The sequence below is a fragment of the Rhizobium sp. 862_C5_N1_2 genome (assembly GCF_051811205.1).
Classification (GTDB): Bacteria; Pseudomonadota; Alphaproteobacteria; order Rhizobiales; family Rhizobiaceae; genus Rhizobium; species Rhizobium leguminosarum.
In genome coordinates this window covers 1,866,345-1,877,249 of record NZ_JBPWPT010000001.1, presented here as the reverse complement: position 1 = coordinate 1,877,249, position 10,905 = coordinate 1,866,345, and the positions used below count along the sequence as shown (strand labels likewise).

General features: G+C 61.1%; 14 protein-coding genes. 4 read left to right on the top strand and 10 right to left on the bottom strand.

Annotated features, from left to right (window positions below):
• Positions 1-31: 31 nt before the first annotated feature.
• Together ACD590_RS09565 and pcsA are read right to left on the bottom strand one after the other, a co-directional pair.
• Complete coding sequence (locus tag ACD590_RS09565) at positions 32-1,012, bottom strand: quinone oxidoreductase family protein (protein ID WP_439002482.1); 981 nt, start codon at positions 1,010-1,012, stop codon at positions 32-34.
• Between the two features lie 9 nt (positions 1,013-1,021).
• The gene (gene pcsA, locus ACD590_RS09560; RefSeq protein ID WP_439002481.1) at positions 1,022-1,750 is read right to left on the bottom strand and encodes a phosphatidylcholine synthase; all 729 of its coding nucleotides are present in this window, start codon (positions 1,748-1,750) and stop codon (positions 1,022-1,024) included.
• 345 nt (positions 1,751-2,095) lie between these two features.
• Between pcsA and ACD590_RS09555 the strand changes: the two genes are divergently transcribed.
• Entirely contained in the window at positions 2,096-2,908 is an 813-nt protein-coding gene (locus ACD590_RS09555) for a ferredoxin--NADP reductase (protein ID WP_018241987.1), read from the top strand.
• A gap of 49 nt (positions 2,909-2,957) precedes the next feature.
• Here the strand turns inward: ACD590_RS09555 and ACD590_RS09550 are convergent, their stop codons facing one another.
• The 7 genes from ACD590_RS09550 to ACD590_RS09520 all read right to left on the bottom strand — a co-directional run bounded on the left by ACD590_RS09550 (position 2,958) and on the right by ACD590_RS09520 (position 8,284).
• Complete coding sequence (locus ACD590_RS09550; protein WP_439002480.1) at positions 2,958-3,572, bottom strand: GntR family transcriptional regulator; 615 nt, start codon at positions 3,570-3,572, stop codon at positions 2,958-2,960.
• Positions 3,573-3,781: 209 nt separating this feature from the next.
• On the bottom strand, positions 3,782-4,141 hold the full coding sequence (locus ACD590_RS09545; protein ID WP_439002479.1) for a VOC family protein: 360 nt from the start codon (positions 4,139-4,141) through the stop codon (positions 3,782-3,784).
• Positions 4,142-4,216: 75 nt separating this feature from the next.
• Positions 4,217-5,419, bottom strand: coding sequence for an ABC transporter permease (locus ACD590_RS09540; RefSeq protein WP_003559312.1), 1,203 nt, complete (start codon positions 5,417-5,419; stop codon positions 4,217-4,219).
• The gene (locus ACD590_RS09535; protein ID WP_439002478.1) at positions 5,409-6,125 is read right to left on the bottom strand and encodes an ABC transporter ATP-binding protein; all 717 of its coding nucleotides are present in this window, start codon (positions 6,123-6,125) and stop codon (positions 5,409-5,411) included. Before ACD590_RS09535 ends, ACD590_RS09540 begins: the two co-directional genes overlap by 11 nt.
• A 12-nt stretch (positions 6,126-6,137) precedes the next feature.
• Positions 6,138-7,430: an efflux RND transporter periplasmic adaptor subunit gene (locus ACD590_RS09530; RefSeq protein ID WP_018241982.1), complete on the bottom strand. Its 1,293-nt coding sequence runs from the start codon at positions 7,428-7,430 to the stop codon at positions 6,138-6,140.
• Between the two features lie 261 nt (positions 7,431-7,691).
• Positions 7,692-8,066: a GFA family protein gene (locus ACD590_RS09525; protein WP_018241981.1), complete on the bottom strand. Its 375-nt coding sequence runs from the start codon at positions 8,064-8,066 to the stop codon at positions 7,692-7,694.
• Between the two features lie 8 nt (positions 8,067-8,074).
• Positions 8,075-8,284 (bottom strand): hypothetical protein, encoded by a 210-nt coding sequence (locus ACD590_RS09520; protein ID WP_018241980.1) that lies wholly within the window; start codon positions 8,282-8,284, stop codon positions 8,075-8,077.
• 380 nt (positions 8,285-8,664) lie between these two features.
• On the opposite strand from ACD590_RS09520, the gene ACD590_RS09515 reads away from it, so the two are divergent.
• Positions 8,665-8,844: a hypothetical protein gene (locus ACD590_RS09515; RefSeq protein WP_439002477.1), complete on the top strand. Its 180-nt coding sequence runs from the start codon at positions 8,665-8,667 to the stop codon at positions 8,842-8,844.
• Between the two features lie 153 nt (positions 8,845-8,997).
• Here ACD590_RS09515 and ACD590_RS09510 read toward each other — a convergent pair whose 3' ends face one another.
• Entirely contained in the window at positions 8,998-9,552 is a 555-nt protein-coding gene (locus ACD590_RS09510; protein WP_020572877.1) for a cytochrome c, read from the bottom strand.
• 217 nt (positions 9,553-9,769) lie between these two features.
• On the opposite strand from ACD590_RS09510, the gene ACD590_RS09505 reads away from it, so the two are divergent.
• Both ACD590_RS09505 and ACD590_RS09500 read left to right on the top strand, forming a co-directional pair.
• On the top strand, positions 9,770-10,273 hold the full coding sequence (locus ACD590_RS09505; protein WP_018241976.1) for a cytochrome b: 504 nt from the start codon (positions 9,770-9,772) through the stop codon (positions 10,271-10,273).
• Positions 10,274-10,426: 153 nt separating this feature from the next.
• Entirely contained in the window at positions 10,427-10,840 is a 414-nt protein-coding gene (locus tag ACD590_RS09500) for a hypothetical protein (protein WP_245506135.1), read from the top strand.
• Positions 10,841-10,905 lie beyond the last annotated feature (65 nt).

The window sequence follows — 10,905 nt, the reverse complement described above, 5'->3', positions numbered from 1 at the left end:
CATTTCTTCTGCCAACCGGTCCGTTCGGATCTCATGGAATCAGCAGCGTCGTTCCTGTTGTTTTTCTTGTTTCCAGATCCGCGTGAGCCTGCCCAACCTCACGTAACGGATAGGTTTGATTGATATTGATACGCACTTTGTTGCTTTGCACAATATCAAATAGCGCTTTCGCACTGTCGATCAGTTCCTGGCGCGCGGCGATGTAGGTGAAGAGCGTTGGCCGCGTCGCAAAGAGCGATCCCTTCTGCGCCAGTGCCGCAAGGGTGAAATTCTCGATCGGCCCGGAGGATTGGCCGAAGGAGGCAAAAAGGCCGCGCGGCTTCAGGCAGTCAAGTGACTGTGGAAAAGTATCGCGGCCGATCGAATCGTAGACGACATCGACGCCCTTGCCGCCGGTGATTTCGCGGACACGGCCGACGAAATCTTCGCTCTTGTAGTTGATCACATTGTCGTAGCCATGGGCGAGCGCCAGCTCGATCTTGTCTTCAGAGCCCGCCGTGCCGATGACGGTGGCGCCGAGCGCCTTTGCCCATTGGCCGGCGATCAGGCCGACGCCGCCGGCAGCGGCGTGAAACAGCAGGACCGTCTGTGGGCCGACCTTGAAGGTGCGGTTCAAGAGATATTCGGCGGTCATGCCCTTCAGCATCATCGCCGCTGCCGTTTCGAGCTCTATGCCGTCAGGCACAAGCACCAGGTGCCGCGTCTCGATATTGCGTTCGGCGCTATAGGCGCCGTCGGCGCCGGCATAGGCGACGCGGTCGCCGACCTTGAAATCCTCGACGCCGGTGCCGACCGCTGTCACGGTGCCGGCGCCCTCCTTGCCGGTGACGAAGGGCAAATGCGGGGTCTTGTAGGTGCCGTTGCGGAAATAGACGTCGATGAAATTGAGCCCGACCGCCGCCTGCCTGATCTGCACTTCGCCCGCCGAGGGTGGCGGAAGATCGATCTCGACATAGTCGAAAACCTCTGGCCCGCCCGTCCTCGAAAATGAAACCGCCTGCGTTTTGGTCATCTGCCTATCCTAAGCTTCGCGTCCAAGAGCGGGGAAGAATTGCAGCACTGCGCCGATGACGTAAAGATAGATTCCGGTCACGATAAAGAGAATGAGCGCCCATTCGGGCGTGTCGAAATGCATCAGCAGCGAAAAAATCCCGAGCGCCGACCACAGCAAAAAGACGCCGAGATTGAGCGGGCGCAGCCTTTTGACCCGAACCGGGTGGAGGAAATTGATCGGCAGGAAGGTCAGCACCACCGAGACGATGACAACGGTGAGCGCCGTCGTGGCGCTCGCATCGATGACGAACAGCGTGAAGACGATCATGTTCCAGACGACGGGGAAGCCGGAGAAGAAATACTCGTCCGTCTTCATGCCCATATCGGCATAGTAGATGGCGCTGGAGACGACGATCATGCCGGCGGCGACGAACGACCAGGGCTCGCCTATCATGCCGCTCTGATAGAGCGCGAAGGCCGGCAGAAGCACATAGGTGACGTAATCGATGATATTGTCGAGCGTATCGCCCGACCAGTTCGGCAGCACTTCCTTGACGCGCACCTTGCGGGCGATCGGCCCGTCTATGCCGTCGACGAGAAGGGCAAGTCCCAGCCACCAGAACATGTCGATGAAGCGGTGTTCGGCGGCGGCAACGACGCCGAGAAAGGCAAGGAAGGAGCCGGATGCCGTCAGGATATGGACGGAAAAGGCGCGCATCTCCGCATAAGGAACACGCTTGTAGTTGAAAATCTTCATATTCCCCCGACCGCCCTATCGCGCTCGCCCCGGCAAGCATCTTTTTTTCGCCACTATCGCCGAACCCTGTTGCTGAATCGGGTTCGACGCCGTAGGTCTTTGTTGTCGCACCGTTTTTGCCGAAAACCGGCATCCATTTCCGGCGTGCTGCTCTAATATGCATCCTTTGCCGGGCTTCGCCAGCGGGAAATACGACTTTCCCGCCAGCCATTGAATCCTGACAATGACATGCATATTTCCCTTTAGAAGCGTCGCGTGGAATGGAATGCCTTTAATTCCGGCCCGATTTGTAATATCTCGCTCGCATCCGACTGTTCATCCGACGAAACGGGATCCGCTACCGAAATGAACGCGCCTGCAAAGACCGAAGACTTCGCCTTGTCCATCCCCGCCGGCGTCTATGCCGAGACGGTGCTCGATGTCACGCACTATACCGACCGGCTCTTCCGCTTCACGATGACCCGGCCGCAGGGCTTCCGTTTCCGTTCCGGCGAATTCGCGATGATCGGCCTGATGGTCGAGGGCAAACCGGTCTTCCGCGCCTATTCGATCGCCAGCCCCGCCTGGGCCGAGGAGCTTGAATTCTTCTCGATCAAGGTGCCGGACGGTCCGCTCACCTCACATCTGCAGGCGATCAAGCCGGGCGACCAGGTGCTGATGCGCAAGAAGCCGACGGGCACGCTGGTGCTCGATGCGCTGACGCCCGGCCGTCGTCTCTACATGTTCTCGACGGGAACCGGCATTGCGCCTTTCGCCAGCCTGATCCGCGATCCCGAGACCTATGAGAAGTTCGAGGAAGTCATCCTCACCCATACGACACGTGATGTCGCCGAGCTGAAATATGGCTTCGACCTCGTGCACGAGATCCAGAATGACGAGCTGCTGAAGGAAGTCGTCGGCGACAAGCTGCGCCACTATCCCACAGTCACGCGCGAGGATTTCGAATATCGCGGCCGCATCACCGACCTGATCTCCTCCGGCAAGCTTTTCACCGATCTCGGCGTGCCGCCGCTCGATCCGGAAATCGACCGCGGCATGATCTGCGGTTCCTCGGCCATGCTGAAGGATACCAAGGAACTGCTTGAGAAGGCCGGCCTCGATGAAGGCGCCAACAGCAAGCCCGCCGAATTCGTCATCGAGCGCGCTTTCGTCGGCTGACGTTTTCCGACAATCAGATCTGACAACGGCTCCGGAAACGGAGCCGTTTCTATGTCTGGCTGAGGTAATCGATCAGCACCGCCATGGCGGCGCGCGCCTCATCCGGCCTGCCCTGATGGATGGCGCGAATGACGGCGACGTGCAGCGCGATGGCGCGATCCATGCGCTCCGGGCTTGCCTTGGAGTACCAGAGGCGACGTGAATGTGTCTGCACCGGGCCGAGTGCTGCCGTGATGAAGCCGTTCGGGCAGGCATCCTCAAGGATTTCGTCGAAAGCCTTGTCGGCGGCGAAGAAGCCGGCGAGATCGCCGGTGACGGCGCATTCCTCCATCGCGCGGGCGCAGTCGATGAGGCGCGCGCGCTGCTCGTCGCTGGCATGTTCGGCGACCAGGCTTGCCGCGATCGGCTCCAACTCGCGGCGCACCTGCATGACGTTGCCGTGATCGTCAGGTGCGATTTCGGCCACCTGCAGCCCGACGCGCGGCTTGACCAGGATCAACCCCTGCCAGGCAAGCTTCTGGATCGCCTCGCGCACCGGCGTACGCCCGTGGCCCGCCATATCGATCAGCTGCTTTTCGGTGACGAGTGCACCGGGCTTCAGCGCCAGCGTCACGATCAGATGCTCCAGCGCGAGATAGGCAAGATGGCTTTGTGAAGTCTGCAATACGGAGCTCCGTCGCCAAATCTGATATATCACATTGTCGCACGGTCGAAAACCGAAGACAAGGCGGCACTGAATATCAGAATAGAGACAGATAGATAACAAGGCGAGGCTGCTGAAAACCGGCGAGGCATTGACGTCTGCGCTGTGAAGGCTCACCCGCCCCGATCTACAGAGGCATTTCGCGTCGGCTGCTTCATCAGGCCGGCAGATCACCGCTTGCGGAACGCCCGGCTGGAAACCGAGATCGAATTTTGACACGGGTCTTTTGCATTGGCGAACAAATAACCGTCAGCTTTATGGATCGGACCGAACTCCAGCCCATTCTCCGCGCATCGCCTGCAAAAAGCCTCGACATCCTCTACGTCGAAGACCAGCTTGACGATAGATTGACCGCTCCGCTGCCCCTTGGCGGCCTGGTGCAACATGATATTCGCACCACCGTCCTGAGCGATGAGTTCAACGATCCTGTCGCCAGGCTGGCTGGTCGCCTTGAAACCGAAGTGCTTCTCATAAAACCGCGCCGTTTCCTCGACGTTCCCAGCGTAGATCACCAGTCTGTTGAGCGGCATGATGGCGCCCTCCCGATAGCGCTTGCGTTCGATTAACAGGAGTAGAGGGACATCACGCGTTTTGCCACGGCCCTTTCACTCGTGCCGCAGCGCCTCGATGGGGTTCAACTGCGCTGCCCTTCTCGCCGGGAAATAGCCGAAGATCATGCCGATCGCCGCGGAGAACAGGAAGGCGACGGCGACCATCAGCGGACTGAAGACGAAGGGCACTTTCAGGAGCGTCACGGCGCCGAAGCCTAGGCTCAAGCCGAGCACGATGCCGGTGATGCCGCCGAACAGCGACAGCGCCACCGCTTCGACCAGGAACTGGGTGAGCACCTGGTTTTCGAGCGCGCCGATCGCCAGGCGGATGCCGATTTCGCGGGTGCGCTCGGTGACGGAGACCAGCATGATGTTCATGATGCCGATGCCGCCGACGAGCAGGCTGATCGCGGCGACGGCGCCGAGCAGGCCGGTCAGCAGCGTCGTCGTGCCGGTCATCGCCTCGGCGATCTGCGTCATGTCGTTGACGTTGAAATCGTCCTGGCGGCCGGGCACGATCTTGCGGCGCTCGCGCAGGAGATTTTCGACATCGGACTGCACCTTGGCTGTGGAGACGCCGTCGCGCGCCGAGATGATGATCTGCGGCACGTTGCTGTTGCCGCTGATGCGCCGCTGAAACACCTTGACCGGCATGATGACGACATCGTCCTGGTCGTTGCCCATGCCGGACTGGCCGCGCTTGGCAAGCACGCCGATGACGGGGCATGAGACCTTGCCGACGCGGATCTGCTGGCCTGTAGGGTCGGCGCTGCCGAAGAGCTGCGAGCGCACCGTTTCGCCGATGATGCAGCGCGCCTGGCCGCGTTCCTCGGCGGGCAGGAAATTGCGGCCGAGCGCCAGATTCCAGTCCTGTGCGATGAAATAGTCATTCGTGGTACCGGAGACGCTGGTCGAATGGTTCTGGCCGCCGAAAATGACGGTCGCTGTGGACTGGTTGAGCGGCGCCACGGCCCTGAGGCCGCCGATCTGGTCGCGGATAGCCGCGACGTCCTTGACGCTGAAGCGCTTGGCCTCGGAGCTCGCCCGGCCGGGGCCGAACTGGCCGGGGCGGACGAACAGCATGTTGGTGCCGAGCCGCGACAGCTCGGTCGAGACCTGTGCAGTCGTGCCGTTGCCGATCGTCACCAGCGCGATGACGGCGGCAACGCCGATGACGACACCAAGCACGGTCAGGAACGAGCGCAGCATGTTGCGGCTGATGGCCCGCAGCGCCAGCTTCAGCGTCTCAAAGAACATGATCCGCCCTCCTCCGGTGCTCGACCTCAGTCTCCAGCTTGCCGTCGACGAAACGCAGCAGCCGCTGGGCATAGGCGGCGATATCGGGCTCATGGGTGACCATGACGATGGTGATGCCCTGCTCGCGGTTCAGCCGCGTCATCAGATCCATGATCTCGACGCTGGTCCTGGTGTCGAGATTGCCTGTGGGCTCATCGGCGAGGAGCAGCGCCGGCTCGGTAACGATGGCGCGAGCGATAGCGACTCGCTGCTGCTGGCCGCCTGACAGTTCCAGTGTCTTGTGATGTTCGCGCCCGGTGAGACCGACCAGCGCCAGGGCTTCGCGGGCCCGCTCGCGCCGCTCGCGCACCGCCATGCCGCGATAGATCAACGGCAGCTCGACATTTTCGACGGCCGAGGTGCGCGACAGGAGGTTGAAGCCCTGGAAGACGAAGCCGAGCATGTGGCGGCGCAGCAGCGTCAGCTGGCTGCGGTCGAAGCCGCTGGTCGGAATGCCTTCGAAGATGTAGTCGCCGGCGCTCGGCACGTCGAGGCAGCCGAGAATATTCATCGCCGTCGACTTGCCGGAGCCAGACGGCCCCATGATCGCGACGAATTCATGGGCGTTGATCGCAAGGTCGACGTGGTCGAGCGCGCGGATCGCCGCCTCGCCCTCGCCGTAGATTTTCGAGACCTGTCTGAATTCGATGAGCGGCGGGCTTGCCATCCGTCTCTCCGCCTAGTTCGCACGCGTCGTGGCGTCGGTCACCAGTGCGTCGTTTTCCTTGATGTCGCCGGAGACGACCTGGGTGAACTGGCCGTCGGATGAGCCGACCTGGATGACAACAGGCGCCGGGCGACCGTTGCGCAGCACCCAGACACGGCGCTCAGCGCCCTTCAGCGCCGGGCCGGCATTGTTGTTGCGCTGGCGTGGCGGGCCGAAGATGCCGAAAATGCCGCGGCCGCGCCTTTCGGCCTGCGCCGGGGCGTAACGCAGCGCGGCGTTCGGCACCATCAGCGTATCCTTGACGGCCTCGACGGTGACGTCGGCCGTCGCCGTCATGCCGGGGCGCAGCAGCAGATCGGCATTGTCCACGGATAGAACTGCCTTATAGGTCACGACATTGTTGACCACTTCGGAGGCGAAGCGGATCTGCTCGATCTCGGCGGGAAAGCTCCGGTCGGGATAGGCGTCGACTGTGAATTTCGCCTTCTGGCCGACAGCGATCTGGCCGACATCGGCCTCGTCGACATCGACCTGCAACTCCATCTTCTTCAGGTCGCCGGCAATGGTGAAAAGGATCGGCGCCGAAAGCGAGGCTGCGACCGTGGCGCCCGGATTGACGGAGCGGGTGAGGATGACGCCGTCGATCGGCGAGATGATCTTCGCCTTGGCGAGATTGACTTCGGCAAGCTGCAGGTCGGCCTCCGAGGCAAGGACCTCGGCCTCATTGATCTGTTTGGCGGCGACGGCGGAATCATATTTGTAGCTGGCGTCGTCGAGGCTCTGCTGGGTGGAGACGTTGCTCCTGACCAGGCTCTTCAACCGCTCGAGCGAGGTGCCTGCCGATTGCATATCGGCATTGGCCTTGACGACGTTCGCCTTGGCCGAATTGAGCTTGGCGCGCGAACTCTTCACATCCGCCTCGAGCTTATTGGTATCGAGGAGAGCGAGCACTTCGCCTGATTTGACCGTGCTGTTGTAATCGACGTTGACGTCGCGAACCGTGCCGGAAAGCTCGCTCGATATATCCACCTGCTCGGTCGGCTGGACGGAGCCGGTGGCAGTGACCAGCACCGTCAGGTCGCCGCGTTTTGCTGGCTGGGTGTCATAGCTCAATTCGCTTTGCCCACGACCCATGTAGAAATAAACGGCGACTGCGGCAGCAGCGATGAGGATCAGCAGGATGATCAGGCGTCCGCGCCAGCGGCTGCGCTTGCCCTGCCGTCCCGATGCCGCAAGGACTGCGGCGAGATCGGACGCTGCGCCTGTCTTTGCTCCGGTTTCGCTGCCGCTTACGATTTTGTTCATGTCGTCCTCAATCAGTCAGTGGCCGCTTGCGGCCTCTGCGGCAAAATAATCACAACGCAGATGAACCGGCGATTAGCACTGCCGCCGAACTGGCACGGAATTGCAGATGGGTGAAATGAAATATTGGTAAGGAAAGTCAAGTTTCGGTGCGACTGAGCATGTCGCGCAAAACTGTGCAGCGGTTTTGCGATCACGACATGCGGAAAATCAAAGATCTAAAGCGTGGCAAGCGATCTCGATCGCGACGCGCTTTAGCGCCGGTCAGTTCGCATCCTCGGCAAATTGGGCCGCGCCGGGCAACGGATGCAACCACGGTTCACGCCGCTTGATCCAGACCTCATAGCTAGGCGCAAGGTCGGTCGGTGGAGTGTCTAGGGACCCCAGACGGAGTTCCGCCTCATCTTCCCTGAGGCAGAAAAGCCTGCCGCCGCAGACGGGGCAGAAGCTGCGACCAGCGAAGGTGGCGATCTCGCCGCTGTGGGAAAAAGCCTGGCGCGGCCAGACCGCAAAGAAGACGAAGGCGGAGCCGCTCGATTTGCGGCAATCGGCGCAGTGGCAGAGGCCGGTGCGAAGCGGCTCGCCTTCCACCCTGTAGGCGACCGCCCCGCAAAGGCAGCTTCCGGTTCGGATCCCCATGGCGCGCGTCAGGCGTCGAGATTAGTCGGCAGGCCCGGTGGGCGCCGCTTTGCCGCCATCAACAGGTCGAGTTCGGTGGCGGACGGGCCGAACTTCTCGTAGAGGCGCTTTGCCTCCTTGTCGTCGAGCCGATATTTCCTGGCAAATTCGCCGATGCTGTAGGGGCGGCCACGCAACACTCTCCGCGCCGGGGTCGCCGTATTCGGTGCGTCGGTCATGGTTTTCTCCTTTTCGTCAGGTACCCTTTAAGCTAGAGCGACCCGTCGATTTGGAAAGAGCCCGCAAGCCGCATTGAGGCTTCCGGCATGGATGGATGCGGTTGTTTTCCTGGAACCTTTTCGTCGACATGCGCATTTTTTTGATCGAGGTTGCGGGCCGCGCCAAGCGGACGCGGCGGTGCTGGAGAACATCGGGATTTTTCCGCTTTCTCCCGGTGGCCAACGCAATGGCAGGCGAGCTCCCTACCCGCCCGGTTCGCTTCCTTATCCGGTTCTTTTCGAGCGGAGATCACGAAATATTAAAATGCGGAACGCATGCGCCGGAGCGAGATTTCCCATCGAGGTCGACGTGGCCTCGTTCAACAACCAAGGAGAACCGAATGGCAAACCAAGGTGGATCCCATGAACAGCACGTCAAGGTTGGGCAGCAGAGTCACAAGAACGACTCGAATGCCCGCAACGCCTCAGCCGGCCGCGACGCGCAGTCCAGCGGAACCCGCGGCGGCAGCCAAGAACAGTATGTAAAGGCTGGTCAACAAAGCCACAAGAACAGCCACTAAAGCTGCTCTGATATGAATTAGGCTCGCGCTTCGGCGCGGGCTTTTCTTTGTCGAGTCGCTACGACTAGGGATCGACCGCTGCCGGGAAGCCGATCTGTCCTCAATCAGTATTCGGGCGTGTTGCGAGTAGACGCGTCCCGCGAGTGGCCGCCGTCATTCCATCCTGAACCGGGTGTGGCAGGTCGCGCAGGTCTGCAGCATGAGGTGGAACGCGTGTTCCGCCGGCATCGCCGACAGCTCGTGCTCGTTGCGGACGTGAGTGCCGAAAGGACCGCCGCCCATGGCCTCTCCGGGCTTCATGCGCATGCTGGCGGTCATCGGCCCAGGGTTCTTCTGCGCGGCGGCATCCAGCGCGACGGCGTAGTCGCGCAGGTCGTTGGCGATGCGGTCGAACCGGTCGCGCTCATTAAGAATGTTCGGTCCGGCCTTCGACTGCCGACTATCGGTCGCGGACGCGAAATGTGCAGAGAGAACGCCTCCAGACTTGTCGCGGATGGTGTCGGCCGCCCATTGAAACTCGCTGGCCTTGTAGGTCGTCGAATCCTTGAACATGCCGGAGATCGTCTTTGCCGCTGCGGCCATAGCTTTCATGTCCGCTTGCCGAATGGCGACGATGTCCTCCTCGGCGGAAACCATGGCCGCCGTCATCAGGACCGCCGCCATGAAGGCAAACAGTCCGAGTTTGCTGATGTCAGCTGTTAATCTCATCGACGAAGCCGTCTGGATTTGGTGACCATGATGCTGCACGGATATCCGATGCCGTGACCGGATATCCGTCTTTATCTGGGCAGCAAGAGGGCGGATGCGCGCCCGTCAGGCGGCGGGCGCATTCCCAGCTTCCAATCGGCGATTTTGCAACCGAGCGATGAGAAAGCATTAACTGCCGCCGGTTAGTCTGCGCCTCTCGCTCGGAGAGGATTGATCGATGAAGAGTGGCTACTCGCTCGCCCAGATAGGACTCCACTGGCTCGTCGCCTTCATGGTGCCGGTTCAGTATCTGACCGGCGGCAGCATCGAGAGAACCCACCACGCCGTCCACATGGGTCTCACACCGTCCTATTGGGACGTCGTCCAGCACCAGCTTCACAACTATGCGGGAATGGTGATCGGCCTGCTGATGGGCGTGCGGCTAGTTCTTCGTCTCCTTCAACCGCCCGAAACCAACGGGCCGAATTCATGGGCCGAGCGAGCCGCGAAGGCGCTTCACTACGGCTTCTACGCCGCAATCATCGGACAGGCCTGCATGGGGTTCGTCGCGAGCTATCTCTCGTTCGCCATCGCGCCGTATCACGTGATCGGGTCGAAGATTATCTTGGCGATGGTCGCGCTGCACTTCGCCGCGGCGGCCTTGCACACGCTGGTCGCCCGCGACGAGACGGTCGACCGCATGGTGTTCTCGCGCCGGAAGCGGTCAGCCGAGAATTTCTAGGGTGGCCAGCGTCAGCACAACATAGCGGCCGGTCTTGGCGGCGAACACAGGGATCGTGAACGGGATGATGTTCGTGCCACATAAAGGACTCGAACATTGACGACAGGTGAGTTGCAATTGAAATCGAGCTGCTTTGCATGTAGTTCGAGGGGCATGGGCAAGATGTACCGAATCGCAATGAGCAGGCTGCTCGTGATGATGCGGCTGGTGATGATCATATCACTGGCGGGGTACTCGCTGTCGAACGCCAGCGCCGCCATGCATGGCTCCTCGTTCCCCGAAATGGCAGCGGCCGTGTCAGAAACCGATGCCATGCAGCATCACGATGGCCATGACATGACGAAGATGGCTGTCCATGATCACTCCCAAGGCGAGGCCAGCGGTGACGCCGATGGCGTATCGAAGCCCGTCAAGCAAGAGTGCTGCAAGGATTTCTGTGGCGGGCTCGGCATTATTTGTGAAGGCCAGGACGTCGGCGGACCTGTCGTAACCTCGATCCGGCAGTTCATCGACGACCGGACGACCCTTGGCGAACTGCCGACCCTCAACCGTCCCCCGAATATCTGAATAGAGACGCACCCGCTTGATCGGGTCTAGTCGGACGCTTGCCTGTTTCTGGGCGAGCGCGCCGT